Annotated in this window: 16 protein-coding genes and 2 pseudogenes; 5 read left to right on the forward strand and 13 right to left on the reverse strand. The window is 70.1% G+C overall.

Annotated features, from left to right (window positions below):
- Positions 1 to 65: 65 nt before the first annotated feature.
- Both B7C62_04860 and B7C62_04865 read right to left on the reverse strand, forming a co-directional pair.
- Positions 66 to 1,427, reverse strand: coding sequence for a Pup--protein ligase (locus B7C62_04860; protein ARF71658.1), 1,362 nt, complete (start codon positions 1,425 to 1,427; stop codon positions 66 to 68).
- A gap of 9 nt (positions 1,428 to 1,436) precedes the next feature.
- Entirely contained in the window at positions 1,437 to 2,696 is a 1,260-nt protein-coding gene (locus B7C62_04865; protein ID ARF71659.1) for an MFS transporter, read from the reverse strand.
- 132 nt (positions 2,697 to 2,828) lie between these two features.
- Between B7C62_04865 and B7C62_04870 the strand changes: the two genes are divergently transcribed.
- Positions 2,829 to 3,863 (forward strand): LacI family transcriptional regulator, encoded by a 1,035-nt coding sequence (locus tag B7C62_04870; protein ARF71660.1) that lies wholly within the window; start codon positions 2,829 to 2,831, stop codon positions 3,861 to 3,863.
- A 45-nt stretch (positions 3,864 to 3,908) separates the two neighbouring features.
- On the opposite strand, the gene B7C62_04875 is transcribed toward B7C62_04870, so the two are convergent.
- From B7C62_04875 to B7C62_04900, 6 genes and pseudogenes are all read right to left on the reverse strand, one after another.
- Complete coding sequence (locus B7C62_04875; GenBank protein ARF71661.1) at positions 3,909 to 4,712, reverse strand: proteasome subunit alpha; 804 nt, start codon at positions 4,710 to 4,712, stop codon at positions 3,909 to 3,911.
- Between the two features lie 58 nt (positions 4,713 to 4,770).
- Positions 4,771 to 5,616 (reverse strand): proteasome subunit beta, encoded by an 846-nt coding sequence (locus B7C62_04880; GenBank protein ID ARF71662.1) that lies wholly within the window; start codon positions 5,614 to 5,616, stop codon positions 4,771 to 4,773.
- Positions 5,568 to 5,754 (reverse strand): annotated as a pseudogene (locus tag B7C62_04885) (recombination endonuclease VII). Before B7C62_04885 ends, B7C62_04880 begins: the two are co-directional and overlap by 49 nt.
- Positions 5,755 to 5,907: 153 nt before the next feature.
- Positions 5,908 to 6,126, reverse strand: coding sequence for a prokaryotic ubiquitin-like protein Pup (locus tag B7C62_04890; protein ID ARF71663.1), 219 nt, complete (start codon positions 6,124 to 6,126; stop codon positions 5,908 to 5,910).
- 129 nt (positions 6,127 to 6,255) lie between these two features.
- Positions 6,256 to 7,767, reverse strand: coding sequence for a proteasome accessory factor PafA2 (locus B7C62_04895; GenBank protein ID ARF71664.1), 1,512 nt, complete (start codon positions 7,765 to 7,767; stop codon positions 6,256 to 6,258).
- 234 nt (positions 7,768 to 8,001) lie between these two features.
- Complete coding sequence (locus tag B7C62_04900; GenBank protein ARF71665.1) at positions 8,002 to 9,768, reverse strand: proteasome ATPase; 1,767 nt, start codon at positions 9,766 to 9,768, stop codon at positions 8,002 to 8,004.
- Between B7C62_04900 and B7C62_04905 the strand changes: the two are divergent.
- Positions 9,757 to 9,971, forward strand: a pseudogene (locus B7C62_04905) (hypothetical protein). The gene B7C62_04900 and the pseudogene B7C62_04905 sit on opposite strands and share 12 nt — an antisense overlap.
- A 37-nt stretch (positions 9,972 to 10,008) precedes the next feature.
- Positions 10,009 to 10,320: a ferredoxin gene (locus B7C62_04910; GenBank protein ARF71666.1), complete on the forward strand. Its 312-nt coding sequence runs from the start codon at positions 10,009 to 10,011 to the stop codon at positions 10,318 to 10,320.
- Between the two features lie 9 nt (positions 10,321 to 10,329).
- Here the strand turns inward: B7C62_04910 and B7C62_04915 are convergent, their stop codons facing one another.
- The 3 genes from B7C62_04915 to B7C62_04925 form a co-directional block, all read right to left on the reverse strand.
- The gene (locus B7C62_04915) at positions 10,330 to 10,908 is read right to left on the reverse strand and encodes a hypothetical protein (protein ID ARF76993.1); all 579 of its coding nucleotides are present in this window, start codon (positions 10,906 to 10,908) and stop codon (positions 10,330 to 10,332) included.
- Between the two features lie 217 nt (positions 10,909 to 11,125).
- Complete coding sequence (locus tag B7C62_04920) at positions 11,126 to 12,043, reverse strand: transposase (GenBank protein ARF71667.1); 918 nt, start codon at positions 12,041 to 12,043, stop codon at positions 11,126 to 11,128.
- Between the two features lie 44 nt (positions 12,044 to 12,087).
- The gene (locus tag B7C62_04925; GenBank protein ID ARF71668.1) at positions 12,088 to 13,338 is read right to left on the reverse strand and encodes a site-2 protease family protein; all 1,251 of its coding nucleotides are present in this window, start codon (positions 13,336 to 13,338) and stop codon (positions 12,088 to 12,090) included.
- Positions 13,339 to 13,449: 111 nt separating this feature from the next.
- On the opposite strand from B7C62_04925, the gene B7C62_04930 reads away from it, so the two are divergent.
- Positions 13,450 to 14,352, forward strand: coding sequence for a recombinase RecB (locus tag B7C62_04930; GenBank protein ID ARF71669.1), 903 nt, complete (start codon positions 13,450 to 13,452; stop codon positions 14,350 to 14,352).
- Positions 14,353 to 14,371: 19 nt separating this feature from the next.
- On the forward strand, positions 14,372 to 15,043 hold the full coding sequence (locus B7C62_04935; GenBank protein ID ARF71670.1) for a DNA-binding response regulator: 672 nt from the start codon (positions 14,372 to 14,374) through the stop codon (positions 15,041 to 15,043).
- Positions 15,044 to 15,124: 81 nt separating this feature from the next.
- Here the strand turns inward: B7C62_04935 and B7C62_04940 are convergent, their stop codons facing one another.
- Together B7C62_04940 and B7C62_04945 are read right to left on the reverse strand one after the other, a co-directional pair.
- Entirely contained in the window at positions 15,125 to 16,720 is a 1,596-nt protein-coding gene (locus B7C62_04940) for a peptide-binding protein (protein ID ARF71671.1), read from the reverse strand.
- Between the two features lie 261 nt (positions 16,721 to 16,981).
- The gene (locus B7C62_04945; protein ARF71672.1) at positions 16,982 to 17,683 is read right to left on the reverse strand and encodes a hydrolase; all 702 of its coding nucleotides are present in this window, start codon (positions 17,681 to 17,683) and stop codon (positions 16,982 to 16,984) included.
- Positions 17,684 to 17,789 lie beyond the last annotated feature (106 nt).

Raw genomic sequence — 17,789 nt, forward strand, 5'->3', positions numbered from 1 at the left:
GACACGGCTGTGCGCCGGAGCCGGTCCGGCTCCGGCGCACAGCGGCCCCCGGCGGGCCGGCCGGCTCACATCCCGGCGATGAGCTTCTCCACCCGCTCGTCCACGGAGCGGAAGGGGTCCTTGCACAGCACCGTGCGCTGCGCCTGGTCGTTCAGCTTGAGGTGGACCCAGTCGACGGTGAAGTCCCGCCGCTGCTCCTGGGCCCTGCGGATGAAGTCGCCGCGCAGTCTCGCCCGGGTGGTCTGCGGGGGCACGGACTTGCCCTCGAAGATCTTCAGGTCGTTGCAGATGCGGGCGGTCTGGCCCTTCCTCTCCAGCAGGTAGAAGAGGCCGCGGCGGCGGTGGATGTCGTGGTAGGCGAGGTCTATCTGGGCGACCCGCGGGTTCGACATGGTCATGTTGTGCTTGGCCCGGTACCGCTCGATGAGCTTGTACTTCATGACCCAGTCGATCTCGGTGTCGATCCGGTCGAGGTCCTCGGCCTCGACGGCGTCGAGCGTACGGCCCCACAGCTCCAGGACCTGGTCGACGGTGCCGGTGCGGATGCCCCGGCGCTCGACGAAGTCCACGGCCTTCTCGTAGTACTCCCGCTGAACCTCGATGGCCGATGCCTCCCGGCCGCTGGCCAGGCGCACCTTGCGCCGGCCGGTGAGGTCGTGGCTGACCTCGCGGATGGCCCGGATCGGGTTCTCCAGGGTCAGGTCGCGCATCACCGTGCCCGCCTCGATCATGCGCAGCACCAGGTCGGTGGCGCCGACCTTGAGGAGCATGGTCGTCTCGGACATGTTCGAGTCGCCGACGATGACGTGGAGGCGGCGGTAGCGCTCCGCGTCGGCGTGGGGTTCGTCGCGGGTGTTGATGATCGGCCGGGAGCGGGTGGTCGCAGAGCTGACGCCCTCCCAGATGTGCTCGGCGCGCTGGCTGACGCAGTAGACGGCTCCGCGCGGGGTCTGGAGCACCTTGCCCGCCCCGCAGATGAGCTGACGGGTGACGAGGAAGGGGATGAGGATGTCCGCGAGCCGGGAGAATTCTCCGTGCCGGGCCACGAGGTAGTTCTCGTGGCACCCGTAGGAGTTTCCCGCCGAGTCGGTGTTGTTCTTGAAGAGATAGACGTCGCCCGCGATTCCCTCCTCGTGCAGGCGGCGTTCGGCGTCGACGAGCAGGCCCTCGAGAATGCGCTCGCCGGCCTTGTCGTGCGTGACCAGTTCGGTCACGTTGTCGCATTCCGGGGTTGCGTATTCCGGATGCGATCCCACGTCGAGGTAGAGGCGGGCGCCGTTCCGCAGAAAGACATTGCTGCTGCGGCCCCATGACACGACACGGCGGAAGAGGTAGCGCGCCACTTCGTCAGGTGACAGTCGGCGCTGTCCCCTGAACGTGCACGTGACGCCGTACTCGTTCTCCAGCCCGAAAATGCGGCGGTCCATGACTGAACATTACGCCTTACGGCCGGTGCTGAAACCGGGTTCGACAGCACCGTTTCGATCATTTTCCGATCCCGCCACAACGTCAGGGGTGCGTACGGGAGCCGCGAGGACCTTCCCGGTGGCCAGCAGGACCACCAGGGCGGCCACTCCCCCGGCCCCCGCGACCGCGAAGCTCCAGGCGGTCGAGCCGAGCTCGACGGCCGGTCCGGCGACGGCCGTTCCGGCTGCCGCGCCGACGCCGAAGGTGGTGACGAGCCAGGAGAACGCCTCGGTCACCGTGCCGCGCGGGGCGTGCCGGTCCACCACGAGGAACGAGCAGGCGATGGCCGGGGCGAGGAAGACACCGGCGAGGGCGGCGAGGGCGGCCATCACGGGTACCGAGGGGGTGAGCGTCAGCGGCAGGTAGCCGAGTGCCAGGAGGCCGACGACGACCCGCAGCCGCCGCTCGGGCGCACCGGCCCACTGCCGTGCCCCGTAGGCCAGGCCCCCGATGAGGGCGCCGAGGCCGAGCGCGGCCATCAGCCAGCCGTACACCGACTCCCGGCCGTGGTCGTCCGCGTAGGCCACACCGGCCACCGTGATGGAGCCGAGCGCGAGCCCGACGAAGAAGAACGCGCCGAGCAGGGCGAGGAGTCCGGGCGAGCGCAGGGCGCCGAGCCAGTGCGCCTCGCGGGGTGCGGAGCGCCAGGCGCGCGAGGGCTCCGACAGGACGACCGACAGCGCGCCCAGGACGCCGATGGCGTTGATGACGAGCAGGGCGGCGGCCGGGGACCAGAGCGAGACCAGGAGCGTCACCAGGAGGGGCCCGACGGTGAACATGATCTCCTGCGCCACGGCGTCCATGGCGTACGCGCGGTGCACCTGGTCCTCGCGCTTCAGCACGCTGGGCCACAGGGCCCGCAGCCCGCCCTCCAGGGGCGGGGTGGCGACTCCGGCGAGGACCACGGCGGCGTACGCCAGTGGGAGCGAGCCGAGCCCGGCGACGGCGAACAGGGCCATGCCGAGCGCGGAGAGCACGGCGGCCGGGAACTGGACGCGCGGCTGCCCGTACAGGTCGACGGCGCGGCCGAGCAGCGGCTGCCCCACGGCGGTGGCGAGCCCGTACGCGGCGGCCAGGGCACCGGCCAGGGTGTAGCTGCCGCCCTCGGCGCGGGTGAACAGCACGATCGCGATATGGGCGGTGCCGTTGGGCAGCCGCCCCACCAGGGTGCCCGTCAGCAACCGGGCGGCATGCCGCGCCCGGAGGATGTCCAGATATCCCGCGGCCATTCCCGCCACCCTTCCGCCGGACGGCCGCACCGCCCGAGGTTTTACGTATAACGTCGAGGTTCATACGTACCATGTGCGCAGTCCGCGGGTCCACCTCGCGGCGTCGAGGAACCATCGCGCACGGAGGCCCGAGTGACCGACCCGCACCAGCCCGCTCCGCCCCGGCCCACCAGTCGCGACGTGGCCCGCGCGGCGGGCGTCTCGCAGGCGACGGTCTCGCTGGTGCTGGCTGAGAAGTGGCCGGGCCGGGTGTCCGAGGCCACGGCTCAGCGGGTCCGGGAGTGCGCGGCGGAGCTCGGCTACCGGCCCAATCTGGCCGCCCGCAGTCTGCGGCTCGGCAGCACCAGGACCGCGCTGCTGGTGGTCCCGGCGCTCACCAACGAGTTCTTCGCCCGCGTCCACACCGGGGCCGCCGCCGTCGCCGCCGAGCACGACTTCGGCGTGGTGCTCTACCCCTCGCCGGACGGCACGGGCCCGGCCCGGGACCCGTTCGCCTCGGCCCGCGCCTCGCTGGACGGGGTGATCGCCTCCTCGATGGCCTCCGACGCGCTGAGCGCCCTGCACGGGGCGGAGCTGCCGCTCGTGATGCTGGACAGCGACCCGGCCGGTACGGACGCGGCGGCCCAGGTGAACCTGGACATCGCCGACGGCATGCGCCAGGTGGCGGACCACCTCCTGGGCCTCGGCCACCGCCGTTTCGTGCATCTGGCGTCCGCCGTCGACACCTGGACGTTCGCGGTCCGGGCCGAGGCGCTGCGGGAGGCGGTGGGCGCGGTGCCGGGCGCCTCGGTGCGTACGGTACGGGCTGCGCTCGACGTACGGGCCGGGCGGGAAGCCGCCGAACAGGCGCTGGCCGTGGCCGGGGAGCGGCCCACCGCGCTCGTCTGCGACGACGACATCCTGGCGGCCGGTGCCTGCAAGGCGGCCCGACGGCTGGGGCTGCGCGTACCGGACGACCTCTCGGTCACCGGCTTCGACGACCTCGCCCTGGCCACCGCGCTCGAACCGGAGCTGACCACCGTGCAGCTGCCCGCCGAGCAGGTCGGGGAGCGGGGCATGGCGGCGCTGCTCGCCGTGCTGGACGGCCGCGAAGCCGATGGGGGCAGCCTGCCGGTGCGGCTGGTCGTCCGTGGCTCCACGGCGCCGCCGCCCGCGTCCCCGGCATGACGGATGTCCCCGGGCCGGGGCCCGGGGACATCAGGGACGTGCTGTCTACTCCTCGGTGGAGGCGGAGGAGCTGCCGGTGCCGGTGTCCGTGCCGGTCGCGCCGTTCTCCTCGGTGTCGGACGGGGCGTCCGTCGGGGTGGCGGCCGCCGCTTCCGCCTCCAGCAGCCGGGTCAGCTGGCGGCCGACGATCCGCTTGAACTTGCGCTGCTGGGGCCGCGTACGGTCCAGCACCGCGACTTCGAGACGCTCGGCGGGAATCTCCCGCTCCCCGCCGCCCGGCTCCCGGGAGAGCGCCTGGACGGCCAGCTTGAGCGCCTCGGCGAGCGTCATGCCGTCGCGGTGGCGCTGGTCCAGGAAGCTGCTGATCTGCTCGGCGTTGCCGCCGACCGCGACCGAGCCGTGCTCGTCCACGATCGAACCGTCGTGCGGCAGCCGGTAGATCTGGTCGCCCTCGGGGGCGGTGCCGACCTCGGCGACGACGAGCTCCACCTCGTACGGCTTCTCGGCCGCGCTGGAGAAGATGGTGCCGAGCGTCTGGGCGTAGACGTTGGCCAGCCCACGGGCCGTCACATCGTCACGGTCGTAGGTGTATCCGCGGAGGTCGGCGTAGCGCACGCCGCCGATGCGGAGGTTCTCGTACTCGTTGTACTTGCCGGCGGCGGCGAAGCCGATCCGGTCATAGATCTCGCTGAACTTGTGCAGCGCGCGGGACGGGTTCTCGCCGACGAACACAATGCCGTCGGCGTACTGCAGCACAACGAGGCTGCGACCACGGGCGATGCCCTTGCGGGCGTACTCCGCCCGGTCGGCCATGGCCTGCTGGGGTGAGACATAGAACGGCGTCGACACCGGCTATCCGTCCCTTCCTGTCAGTGACGAGTGCATCTCGAAAAGGCTCGGAGTCCGGTCAGAGCAGCGCGGCGCGCGGGCCGTCGGGCTGCTCCAGGCGGCGCTCCAGGATGGAGCGCGCGATGTCGGAGGACTCCTGGTCGCTCAGCCTCCGGAAGCCTTCGTCGGTGATGACGGTGACGATCGGGTAGATCCGGCGGGCCACGTCCGGGCCGCCGGTCGCCGAGTCGTCGTCGGCGGCGTCGTACAGCGCCTGCACGACGAGGGTGAGGGCCTGCTCCTCCGTCAGATCCTCGCGGTAGAGCTTCTTCATCGCGTTGCGGGCGAAGATCGAGCCGGAGCCGGTGGCGGCGTAGCCGGTCTCCTCGGAGCGCCCGCCGGTGACGTCGTAGGAGAAGATGCGGCCCTTCTCCCGGTCCACGTCGTACCCGGCGAAGAGCGGCACCACGGCCAGGCCCTGCATGGCCATGGCGAGGTTGGAGCGGATCATGGTGGAGAGCCGGTTGGCCTTGCCCTCCAGGGAGAGCTGGGCGCCCTCGACCTTCTCGAAGTGCTCCAGCTCCAGCTGGAACAGCTTGACCATCTCCACGGCCAGTCCGGCGGTGCCGGCGATGCCCACCGCCGAGTACTCGTCGGCCGGGAAGACCTTCTCGATGTCGCGCGACGCGATCATGTTGCCCATGGTGGCGCGCCGGTCACCGGCCAGGACCACGCCGCCGGGGAAGGACGCCGCGACGATGGTCGTCCCGTGCGGCGCCTCGATGGCCCCCTGGAGCGGCGGCAGGCTCCGGTTGCCCGGGAGCATCTCGGGAGACTGGTCGGACAGGAAGTCCATGAACGAGGACGATCCCGGCGTCAGGAAGGCAGCTGGTAGACGCCCGGTGCTACGAGTGTTGGCTTCCACGCGTTTCCCTCCAGGTATGCGATGGCCCTGCGCAAGAGAGTCAGGATCATCCCCCAACTTGCCGATGGCCGAATTGCCGTTGAAGCAAGGTATGCCACGGACCCTACCCGCCCGGGGGCGGTGATCCACATGTTCGGCGGAGGGATCTGTGCCGATCCCGCGCTCGCGAACCGGGGGCGCTCCCCCGGTTGGCGAGCGGGGTGACGGCGCACCCCGTGGCGTGCGCCGTCACCCCGTCTCCCCCGGTACCGCGGTCGCCCGGAAACGCTACCGGGCGTTCACGCTCGTGAACTACTGTCCGCCCTTCTGGACGAAGGACCTCACGAAGTCCTCGGCGTTCTCCTCGAGGACGTCGTCGATCTCGTCCAGCACCGAGTCGACGTCGTCGCTCAGCTTCTCCTGGCGCTCCGCAAGATCCTCGGACGCCTGCGCGTCCTGCGCCTGCTCCTCGACCTCCTCGGTGGAACGCGTCGCCTTCTGCTGTCCGCCGCCGGTGTCCTTGGTCGCCATGTAGCTCACCCCGCTCGGTTCGAAGCAATCGAAGCTCTTGATCAGACCCTACCCACGAGGTCCGACATTTGGCCCGGTAGTTGTTCAACGCCCGGGCCTCAGGTGATTGATTCCCAGCCCGGGCACCTTTCAGCCGCCCGACAGCGTCCGGACCAGCTCCTCCGCCGTACGACAGCGGTCGAGCAGGTCCTTGACGTGCTCACGGGTGCCCCGCAGCGGCTCCAGGGTGGGCACCCGCTGGAGCGAGTCGCGGTCCGGCAGGTCGAAGATGACCGAGTCCCAGGAGGCGGCCGCCACGTCGTCGGCGTACTGCTCCAGGCAGCGGCCCCGGAAATAGGCCCTGGTGTCCTCCGGGGGCTTCGTACGGGCCCTGGTGACGTCGTCCTCGTCCAGCAGCCGCTTCATCCGCCCACGGGCCGCCAGCCGGTTGTAGAGCCCCTTGTCGGGCCGTACGTCGGCGTACTGGAGGTCGACCAGGTGCAGCCGGGGGGCGTCCCAGTCCAGCGAGTCGCGGCGGCGGTAGCCCTCCATGAGCTCCCGCTTGGCGATCCAGTCCAGCTCCCCGGACAGGCTCATCGGGTCGGTCTCCAGCCGGTTGAGCGTGTCCTCCCAGCGGGTCAGGATGTCCCTGGTCTGCTCGTCGGCGTCGGTGCCGTACCGCTCGTCGACGTACTTGCGGGCCAGCTCGAAGTACTCCATCTGGAGCTGGACAGCGGTGAGTGTCCGGCCGTTGCGGAGCGTGATCAGCTGCCTGAGGTCCGGGTCGTGCGAGACCTGGTGCAGCGTGCGTACGGGCTGGTCGACGGCGAGGTCGACGGTGATGAAGGCGTCCTCGATCATGGACAGCACCAGGGACGTGGTGCCGAGCTTCAGGTAGGTCGAGATCTCCGAGAGGTTGGCGTCGCCGATGATCACATGGAGCCGGCGGTACTTCTCCGCGTCGGAGTGGGGCTCGTCCCGGGTGTTGATGATGGGGCGCTTGAGCGTGGTCTCCAGGCCGACCTCGACCTCGAAGTAGTCGGCGCGCTGGCTGATCTGGAAACCGTGCTCCTGGCCGTCCTGGCCGATGCCGACCCGTCCCGCGCCGGTGACGACCTGGCGGGAGACGAAGAACGGCGTCAGATGGCGCACGATGTCCGAGAACGGGGTCTCCCGCTGCATCAGGTAGTTCTCGTGCGTCCCGTAGGAGGCGCCCTTGTTGTCGGTGTTGTTCTTGTAGAGGTGGATCGGCTGGGCACCGGGGATGGCGGCGGCCCGCTCGGCGGCCTCGGCCATGATCCGTTCGCCGGCCTTGTCCCAGAGGACCGCGTCGAGCGGGTTGGTGATCTCCGGTGAGCTGTATTCGGGGTGCGCGTGGTCGACGTAGAGCCGGGCACCGTTGGTGAGGATCACATTGGCCAGGCCGATGTCCTCGTCGGTGAGCTGGCTGGAGTCGGCGGTCTCACGGGCGAGGTCGAAGCCTCGCGCGTCGCGCAGCGGATTCTCCTCCTCGAAGTCCCAGCGGGCGCGGCGCGCCCGGTGCATCGCCGCCGCGTAGGCGTTGACGATCTGGGACGAGGTGAGCATGGCATTGGCGTTGGGGTGGCCGGGGACGGAGATCCCGTACTCCGTCTCGATGCCCATTACTCGCCGTACGGTCATGCGGCCCTCCTTGCCCGGCGTCGGTCCCGTCCGGGAGCGACGCTCAAGTACCGCGGTTTGTCCGGTGCGTATGCGGTGCCCGTCACCGCACTGCGCGACTCGGCGGTACCGCAGAGCCTAGAGCGCCTCTGCGCCGGTGGGGAGATCAATTACGACATTGCTCCGGCATGGCCGGAACGGGGGAAAACAACCGGCTGCGGATGCCCCTCCGGGCATCCGCAGCCGGTCGGCGTATTACAGGTACTGGCCGGTATTGGCCACCGTGTCGATGGAGCGTCCGGTGTCCGCGCCCTGCTTTCCGGTGACGAGTGTGCGGATGAAGACGATCCGCTCGCCCTTCTTGCCGGAAATCCTGGCCCAGTCGTCCGGGTTGGTGGTGTTGGGCAGGTCCTCGTTCTCCTTGAACTCATCCACGCATGCCTGGAGGAGATGGGAGACGCGCAGACCCTTCTGCTGGTGTTCGAGGAATGCCTTGATGGCCATTTTCTTTGCCCGGTCGACGATGTTCTGAATCATCGCGCCGGAGTTGAAGTCCTTGAAGTACAGGACTTCCTTGTCGCCGTTGGCGTACGTGACCTCGAGGAAGCGGTTCTCCTCGGACTCCGTGTACATCCGCTCCACGACGGACTGGATCATGGCGTGGGCGGCGGCCGGCCGGGAGCCGGCGTGCTCGGCCAGATCGTCCGCGTGCAGCGGGAGCGACGGGGTCAGGTACTTCGCGAAGATGTCCTTCGCCGCCTCGGCGTCCGGACGCTCGATCTTGATCTTCACATCGAGTCGGCCGGGCCGCAGGATGGCGGGGTCGATCATGTCCTCGCGGTTGGAGGCGCCGATGACGATGACGTTCTCCAGGCCCTCCACACCGTCGATCTCGGCGAGCAGCTGCGGGACGATGGTGTTCTCCACGTCCGAGCTGACGCCGCTGCCGCGGGTGCGGAAGAGGGACTCCATCTCGTCGAAGAAGACGATGACGGGGGTGCCCTCGCTGGCCTTCTCCCGCGCACGCTGGAAGACCAGGCGGATGTGCCGCTCGGTCTCGCCGACGTACTTGTTGAGGAGCTCGGGGCCCTTGATATTGAGGAAGTAGCTCTTCCCCGCGGGCTGCCCGGTCACCTCGGCGACCTTCTTGGCGAGCGAATTGGCGACGGCCTTGGCGATGAGCGTCTTGCCGCAGCCGGGCGGGCCGTAGAGCAGGATGCCCTTCGGCGGCCGCAGTTCGTGCTCCTTGAAGAGGTCGGGGTGAAGGTAGGGGAGCTCGACCGCGTCGCGGATCAGTTCGATCTGGTCACCCAGGCCGCCGATCTTGTCGTAGTCGATGTCCGGAACCTCTTCGAGGACGAGCTCCTCGACCTCGCTCTTGGGGACCACCTCGTAGACGTAGCCGGACCGGGAGTCCAGCAGCAGGGCGTCGCCGGGGCGGATGGTGATGTCCAGCAGGGGCTCGGCGAGCCGCACCACCCTCTCCTCGTCGGTGTGCCCGACCACCAGGGCCCGCTCGCCGTCCTCAAGGATCTCCTTGAGGGTGACGATGTCCCCGGCCCGCTCGAACTCCATGGCCTCGACCACGTTGAGCGCTTCGTTGAGCATGACCTCCTGGCCGCGCCGGAGGTCCTCGAGCTCGACGCTGGGACTGACGTTCACCCGGAGCTTGCGGCCCCCGGTGAAGATGTCGCAGGTGCCGTCCTCGTTGGCCTGAAGGAAGACTCCGAAACCGGCCGGCGGCTGTGCGAGCCGGTCGACCTCTTCCTTGAGGGCCACGATCTGGTCACGCGCCTCACGGAGCGTGTTGGCGAGCCGCTCGTTCTGTGCGGACACGCCTGCCAGATTCGTCTGCAACTCGACGATCCGCTCTTCGAGAATCCTCGTATGACGCGGAGAGTCGGCGAGCTTACGTCGCAGGACGGCGATTTCCTGCTCGAGATAGGCAACCTGGCCGGCCGGGTCCTCTGACCCTCGTGCGGGCCGGATGCCGCGGTTGATGTCGTCGTCGTGGGCTGCCACGGTCCTCACCTCCTCCATGGGGAGCTGGACGCTTCCTGACCCTACCTGGGCTGGTGGTGATTGAAACCCCTAGATCACAAAGACTGCGGGGTGTGTCCGATCTTCACCCTTGCGCTCTCCCTCACGTCAAGGGAATACCCACCCTGGGGCGCCGGAAAGCCGCCGGTTGTATCGTCGAAGCGTTCAACACCCGTCAGGGCTGGCTCCCATGGGTTCGGATACGCAGGAACGGCAGGACACATGACCGTGCAGCAGGGCTCGCCGGGCGACGGTGACACGCAGGACCTGGAGGTCTGGATCGACCAGGACCTCTGTACGGGCGACGGCATCTGCGTGCAGTACGCGCCGGAGGTGTTCGAGCTGGACATCGACGGCCTGGCGTACGTGAAGAGCGGCGACGACGAGCTCCTCCAGGACCCGGGGGCCACCACTCCGGTGCCGCTGACGCTCCTCCAGGACGTGGTCGATTCGGCCAAGGAGTGCCCCGGGGACTGCATCCATGTGCGGCGGGTGAAGGACAGCGTCGAGGTGTACGGGCCGGACGCGGCCTGACCCGTACGGTCACACGGCGCGTGCGAGGTCTCCGGAGGTGCGGACGAAGGCGTTGCCCTTCCACCGCCAGGAGACCTGTTCCTCCTGGTCGGGGCAGCAGCGGGGCACCTCCGGCGAGGAGTAGCCGAACAGGGTCGCCGAGACGCGCCCCTCGTGTACGGCGAAGTCCCCGACGGTCTTCCGGTCGGCGGGGTCCACCAGGGTCGCCACGATCCGGGGCGCGGCCCCGCTTCCCCGGGTCAGGACGTAGATGCCGCCCGGCGGGGTCCCCGAGCCCGCGTCGCAGTGGACCACGGCGACGGTTTCCGGCCGCCCGTCGCCGTCGAGGTCGCCGGGGGCCTGTTTGGCCACGGTCGTCCCGGCACCGCCGCACTCCAGGGGGAACTCCACCCCGGCCGGGTCGGGGGCGGCCACGGGCGCGCTCCGCTGGGCCGGGCGCTGCTCGGGGCCCGTGGCGGTCGCCGTGGCCGTACGGGGCTGGAGCAGTCCGGCCACCGCCACGACGCCGGCCATCGCGGCGGCCGTGGCGAGCCAGTGCACCGGCTTCGTGGCGGTGTGCGCGAGGTCCGGGAGCGCGGAGGTCTGCACGCGGTGTGTCTCCATGTGGTTCCTGGGAGCCCGGGGAGGAAGGCGGGTCCGCCCCGAGGGGTGGCCAGCATCGTGCCACACCTCACACGCCGGGGGAACGGCGGGGTGTGCGCCGGTTCCGCCTCCGGGGCGCGCGCCGACGGCAACAGGAAGGCGCCGCCGCGCAGTTCCCCGGTCGGTCGGGGAACTGCGCGGCGGCGCCGGTTCGTTGGGCGGGTCAGCCGCGGTCGGCGGCGGAGCCTCCGCGGCTCTGGCTGCCCGGTCCCTCGTAGTCCTCGCCGTAGGCGCCCTTGGAGGGGCGGCGGCGGCGCAGCGGCGGCTCGACGCCGTCCGCGAGGCGGCGGGCGGTGACCAGGAAGCCGGTGTGGCCGATCATCCGGTGGTCGGGGCGCACGGCCAGGCCCTCGACGTGCCAGTTGCGGATCATCGACTCCCAGGGCTGCGGTTCGGCGAAGCAGCCGATCTCGCGGATGGACTCGACGGTGCGCGAGAGCTGGGTGGTGGTGGCCACGTAGGCGCAGAGGATGCCGCCGGGCACCAGGGCCTTGGAGACGGCCTCCAGGCACTCCCAGGGGGCGAGCATGTCCAGCACGACGCGGTCGACGTCGGTGTCGGAGAGGTTGTCCTGGAGGTCTCCGACGGTCAGCTGCCAGGCGGGGTGCGGGGAGCCGAAGTAGCGCTCGACGTTCTGCTGGGCGATCTCGGCGAAGTCCTCGCGGCGCTCGTAGGAGTGCAGCATGCCCTGCTCACCGATGGCCCGCAGCAGGAAGGTGGAGAGCGAGCCGGAGCCGACCCCGGCCTCCACGACGCGGGCGCCGGGGAAGATGTCCGCGAAGGCCAGGATCTGGCCCGCGTCCTTGGGGTAGACCACGGCGGCGCCGCGGGGCATGGAGAGGACGTAGTCGGGGAGCAGGGGGCGCAGCGCGAGGTAGGCGACGTTTCCCGTGGTGCGGACAACACTGCCCTCGGGAGCACCGATCAGCTCGTCGTGCGGGAAAGAACCCTTGTGGGTGTGGAAGTTCTTTCCGGCTTCGAGCGTGAAGGTGTAGTGGCGTCCCTTGGGGTCGGTGAGCTGTACCTGGTCCCCGACCTTGAAGGGCCCACGTCGGCGGGCGGCACCGGTCGGTTCAGACATGTGACCAGCGTACCGGTGTTTCGGGTGCCCTTTTCCTGGGCCCTTCAGGACCCGGGGCGGGCCATGGCCTTGACGAAGGCGCGCTCGACGTCGGCGGTGGAGAGGACTCCGTAGATCTCGCCGGTCTCCTCGACGACCAGGTACTCGGTGGCCGGGGTGGCCTTGAGCCGGTCCAGGAGGGCTTCTCCGGCGAGCTCGGCGGGGACCCTCATACCGTCGGTGAGGTCCTGGGCGAGACCGCTGACGGCGACCCAGGGGCGGCGGTGCTCGGGGACGCCGACGATGGCGGCCTCGCGGACGACGCCCTTGGGGTGGCCCTGTCCGTCGACGACGACCAGGGCGCGGGCGCCCGCCTCGTTGGCGCGGCGCAGGGCCTCGGAGAGCGGGGTGGCGGACTCGACGGGGACGGCGCGCCGGGTGAGGGTGCGGGCCCGGAGGTCGGGCAGGTGCTCGCGGAGGCGGGCCATGCGCAGGCTGTTCCCGGCGCCGGTCCAGATGATGCCGGCCAGGATCGCGGCGAGCAGCGCGTCCATGACGGTCTCCACCCCGCCGATCTCCTGGTTGGCGCTGCCGACCGCCCCGGTGTGGGTGAGCAGCGGCAGTCCGATGAGGACGGTGACGGCGAGGCCCCGGCCGACCCAGGCGGCGGCGATCGTGCCGCTCATGGGCTTGCCGGTGATCTTCCAGACGATGGCGCGGAGCATCCGGCCGCCGTCGAGGGGAAGGCCGGGCAGCAGGTTGAAGGCGGCGACGATGAGGTTGGAGATCATCAGCCCGGCGAGCAGGACGCCGGGGACGGTGCCGGGCTCGACGAGCTGCATCGCGCCGTAGAAGACCCCGCCGAGGACGAGGGAGAGGAGCGGGCCCACAAAGGCGAGGATGAACTCGCGGCCGGGGGTCTCGGTCTCCTTCTCGATCTCGGAGACGCCGCCGAAGAACTGGAGCTGGATGCGGCGGACCGGGAGCTTGTACCGCAGGGCGGCGACCGTGTGGGCCAGTTCGTGGACGAGCACGGAGGCGTAGAACGCGATCGCGAAGAAGAGGGCGACGAGATAACGGGCGGCGCCGAGCTCGGGCAGGACCCGGTCGAGCTGGCCGCCGAAGACCCAGGTGATCAGCGCGGCGACGACGAACCAGCTGGGGGCGACGTACACGGGCACGCCGAAGGGGCGGCCCATGAGCAGGCCGCCGCCCGGATCGGCGGGGCGTTTGGGCTTGCCGTTCCCGGGGGCGGCGCCGGGGTCCGTTCCCCCTGCGCCGGGCTGCGGCCGCCCGCTGTCGCCGCTGTTGTCCACGTGGTCCCTTCGGTCGGGTGCGTGGCCTGGGCCACGATGATGCAGTCTGCGAGGGTCTGCCGTCGATGGTATGCCGCTGACTGTCAGTGGCGGGCCGTAGGGTCTGGAGACATGACTTCCGTGCCCCGGCCGCCGCAGCCGCCTTCGTCCCTGTCGCCGTCGCGGGCGAGCGATTTCATGCAGTGCCCGCTGCTCTACCGCTTCCGGGTCATCGACAGACTGCCGGAGAAGCCCAGCGAGGCTGCTACCCGGGGCACGCTGGTCCATGCGGTGCTGGAGCGGCTGTTCGACGCCCCGGCGGCGGACCGTACGGCACCGAGGGCGCGGGCGCTCGTCCCCGGCCAGTGGGACCGGCTGCTGGAGTCGAAGCCGGAGCTGGCCGAGCTGTTCGCCGGGGACACCGGGGGCGAGCGGCTGGCGCGCTGGCTGGGCGAGGCGGAGCGGCTGGTGGAGCGGTGGTTCTCGCTGGAGGACCCGACGCGGCTGGAGCCGGCGGAGCGTGAGCTGTTCGTCGAGACGGAGCTGGAGTCGGGGCTGCGGCTGCGCGGGGTGATCGACCGGATCGATGTGGCGCCGACCGGTGAGGTGCGGATCGTCGACTACAAGACGGGGAAGGCACCGCGCCCGGAGTACGCCGAGGGCCCGCTGTTCCAGATGAAGTTCTACGCACTGGTGATCTGGCGGCTGAAGGGGGTCGTGCCGCGGCGGCTCAAGCTGGTCTATCTGGGCAGCGGCGATGTGCTGACGTACGACCCGGTGGTGGCGGATCTGGAGCGGGTGGAGCGCAAGCTGCTCGCGCTGTGGGAGGCGATCGCGCTGGCGACGGAGACCGGTGACTGGCGGCCCCGGCCGACGAAGCTGTGCGGCTGGTGCGACCACCAGGCGGTCTGTCCGGAATTCGGCGGGACTCCCCCGGTGTATCCGCTGTCGGTCCGCCCGGCGGGGCCGGGCGAGGATGACCAGGGCAGAATGGCTCCTGTCCGGGCCGAGGCCGGCCAGATCAGTGGCTCGTGAGGGCCTGTGAGGAGTTTCCGTGGCGATCCGCGTCCTACTGGTCGATGACCAGCCGCTGCTGCGCACCGGTTTCCGGATGATTCTGGAGGCCGAGGGTGATCTCGCGGTGGTCGGTGAGGCCGGTGACGGTCTGCAGGCCATCGATCAGGTGCGGGCGCTCCAGCCCGATGTGGTGCTGATGGACATCCGGATGCCGCGGATGGACGGGGTGGAGGCGACCCGTCAGATCACCGGCCCCGGGAAGGACGGCCCGGCGAAGGTGCTGGTGCTGACCACGTTCGATCTGGACGAGTACGTGGTGGAGGCGCTGCGGGCGGGGGCGAGCGGCTTCCTGCTGAAGGACGCCCCGGCCAATGAGCTGGTTCAGGCCATCCGGGTGGTGGCGGCGGGCGAGGCGATGCTCGCGCCGAGCATCACGCGCCGGCTGCTCGACAAGTACGCGGACCATCTGCCCTCCGGCGAGGAGCCGGTGCCGGACGCCCTGCACACATTGACGGACCGTGAGGTGGAGGTTCTGAAGCTGGTGGCGCGCGGGCTGTCCAACGCGGAGATCGCCGCGGACCTGTTCGTCAGCGAGACGACGGTCAAGACGCATGTGGGCCATGTGCTGACGAAGCTGGGCCTGCGCGACCGGGTGCAGGCCGCGGTGTACGCGTACGAGAGCGGCCTGGTGCGCCCCGGCGCGCAGTAGGGGTCCCTGAGACACGGCCGTCCGGCCCGCCCCCGCGTCGGTGGGGGCGGGCCGGACGGCTTTCACGGCTGCGGGCCCGGGTCAGGCCGTCTTGTTGAGCTCCCAGAGCTGGAGCTCGGAAGTGGCGCTGATGGACCGCTCGACCCCGGCGACCCCGCTGCGGGAGGCCACGTACTGCTTGCCCTGCCAGATCGGCAGGACGGGGACGTCGGTGGCGACGATGTCCTGGAGCTTCTCGTAGGTCGTGGCGGCGGCGCTGCGGTCGGCCTCGCGGCGGGACTTCGGGATGAGGACCTTCTGCGCTTCCTGCGACCGGTAGGGGGAGTTGAGGAAGTTGTCCTTGTCCAGGAACGGTGCGGTGTAGTTGTCCGGGTCCGGGAAGTCGGGGAACCAGCCCATGCCGTAGGCCGCGTAGTCGCCGCGCTTCTGCTCCGGCCGGTACTTCGACCACTCCTTGCCCTCGACGTCGACGTCGAAGAGGCCCGAGCCGTTCAGCTGCTGCTGGAGCGCCTTGAACTCCTTGGCGGTGGCGGAGCCGTAGTGGTCGTTGGTGTAGTGCAGGGTGAACTTCACCGGCGTCTTGACTCCGGCCTTGTTCAGGGTCTCGGCGGCCTTGGCGGTGCTGGGCTCGCCGTACTTGTTGAAGAAGGCGTTGGTGTGGCCGGTGATGCTGGAGGGGATCAGCGAGTAGAGCGGCTCGGCGGTGGTGCCGTACACCTTGCCCGCGATCTCGCCGCGGTCGATGATCTGCGCCATGGCCTGCCGTACGGCCTTGTTGACGACCGGGTCCTTGGTGTTGAACCCGAGGTAGCTGATGGCGAGGCCGGGCATCTCGGTGAGCTCGATGCCGTCCTTCGGCTTCACGAGCATGTCGCGGGCCTGCTCGGGCGACATGGCCCGGGTCATCATGTGGATCTTCTTCTCGTCCAGCGCCCGGCCCATGGCCTCGGCGTCGGGGAAGAGGTCCATCTCGACCTTGTCGTTGAGGACCTTCAGCTCACCCTTGTACGAGGAGTTCTTGGTGAAGGCGATCCTGACGACCCGTCCGTCCTCGACCTGCGGCTTCATGGTGTACGGCCCCGAGCCGTCGACCTGGAAGCCGGTGCGCGCCTCCTTCGCCGGGTACTTCGCCTTGGGGACGATGCCCGCGGCGGGGGTGGCGAGCTTGTACGGGAAGGTGGCGTCGGGGGTCTTCAGGTGGAAGACCACCTGGTCGCCGCCCTTGGTCTCGATCGTGTCGATGTTGGAGAGGAGCCCGACCGGTCCGCTGTCGGAGTTGATGTCGATGACGCGCTGGATGGAGTACTTCACATCCTCGGCGGTGACGGGGGTGCCGTCGGCGAACTTCAGGCCCGCGCGCAGGGTGCAGCGGTAGCTCTCGTTCGCGGTGTCGGTGAACGTGCAGCTCCGGGCCGCCTCGGGCACGGGCTCGCCTCCGCCGCCGGGCACGGTGGTGAGGGTCTGCACGGTCTGCCGCAGGACGTTCCAGACGCCCGCCTCGTACCCGATGGCCGGGTCGAGAGGAGCGGGGTTCTCCTCGGAGGCCACGAGCTGGTCCGTGGTGCCGACGACGATGGCGTTGCCGCCATCGGCGCCGCTGTCCGTGCTGCCGCAGGCGGCGAGCACGGGGGCGAGCAGGCCGACGACGGCCGGCAGCACCAGGGTCTTGCGGTTCATACGGGCGTTCTCCCTCATCACGGTGGGTGAGGAATCAAAGTTAGTAGCCGCCGGTGGCCGCTCCGACCGCACGCGGAGCGGCCCGCCCTCCTCCGGCGGCCGGAAGGGGCGATATTTGATCACCATTCCGGACAGATCATCCGATCATGGCGGACCACCAGGGACCCTCAGGTGAGGAAGCTCACCTGTCCGGCCTCTTCACATACGTGGGCTGTGGCTGATTCACCTCCACGGAAAGTTTCCGGAATGCACACGGTGCGTTCAGCCTGTGCCGGTGATGAGCTTGCGGAGGAAGGCGAGGTCGACCTCTTCGAGGGAGCCGACGACGACCCGGCCGACGGCGGGGGCGATGGGCGCCACGGACGGTACGGCGACCACCCGGCACCCCGCCGCCTCGGCGGCGGCGACCCCGGTCGCGGTGTCCTCGATGACCGCGCAGCGCCACGGGTCGGCGCCGAAACCGGCGGCGGCGGTGAGATAGGGCTCCGGGTGCGGCTTGGTCCGGGTGACCTCGTCCCCGGCGACCGTGAGCGCGAAGTGGTGGTGGCCGACCGAGTCCAGCACCCGGTCGATGACTCTGCGGTGCGAGGCCGAGACCAGGGCGGTGGGCACCTCGTACGCGGCCAGTTCGGCGAGCAGCCGGGCCGCGCCGGGCATCAGCTCCACCCCGCGCGCGATGTGCTTCTCGAAGCCGTCGTTGAGGAGGACGCTCAGCTCCTCCAGCCGGATGTCGGCACCCGTGACATCGATGAGGTACCCCGCGCTGCGGGTCATCGGGCCGCCGACCACGACCTCCCGCCATGCCTCGTCCAGCTCGTGCCCGAGCTCGGCGAAGACCTGCTTCTCGACGTCCCACCAGAAGCCCTCGGTATCGACCAGGGTTCCGTCCATGTCGAGAAGGACCGCCTGCAGGGCGGCACCTTCGGCCGTGCGGGTCAAGGACGCGGGGACCGTACTGGTCATCCTGCACACCTTCCGTAAGGGACGAGAAGGCCGGCCGCCACTCCCGTAACGGGGAGGGCGACCGGCCTGCACTGGACCGACCAGTGTACGACGTGTCCGGCTACGG

This window comes from Kitasatospora albolonga (assembly GCA_002082585.1).
In the GTDB taxonomy this organism is placed as follows: Bacteria; Actinomycetota; Actinomycetes; order Streptomycetales; family Streptomycetaceae; genus Streptomyces; species Streptomyces stephensoniae.

Bases quoted from the DNA above. Each gene is read 5' to 3' on its own strand.
- B7C62_04860 (ARF71658.1), bottom strand. From the start codon at position 1,427: ATGGACCGCCGCATTTTCGGGCTGGAGAACGAGTACGGCGTCACGTGC.
- B7C62_04865 (ARF71659.1), bottom strand. From the start codon at position 2,696: ATGGCCGCGGGATATCTGGACATCCTCCGGGCGCGGCATGCCGCCCGG.
- B7C62_04890 (ARF71663.1), bottom strand. From the start codon at position 6,126: ATGGCGACCAAGGACACCGGCGGCGGACAGCAGAAGGCGACGCGTTCC.
- B7C62_04895 (ARF71664.1), bottom strand. From the start codon at position 7,767: ATGACCGTACGGCGAGTAATGGGCATCGAGACGGAGTACGGGATCTCC.
- B7C62_04910 (ARF71666.1), top strand. From the start codon at position 10,009: ATGACCGTGCAGCAGGGCTCGCCGGGCGACGGTGACACGCAGGACCTG.
- B7C62_04920 (ARF71667.1), bottom strand. From the start codon at position 12,043: ATGTCTGAACCGACCGGTGCCGCCCGCCGACGTGGGCCCTTCAAGGTC.
- B7C62_04930 (ARF71669.1), top strand. From the start codon at position 13,450: ATGACTTCCGTGCCCCGGCCGCCGCAGCCGCCTTCGTCCCTGTCGCCG.
- B7C62_04940 (ARF71671.1), bottom strand. From the start codon at position 16,720: ATGAACCGCAAGACCCTGGTGCTGCCGGCCGTCGTCGGCCTGCTCGCC.
- B7C62_04945 (ARF71672.1), bottom strand. From the start codon at position 17,683: ATGACCAGTACGGTCCCCGCGTCCTTGACCCGCACGGCCGAAGGTGCC.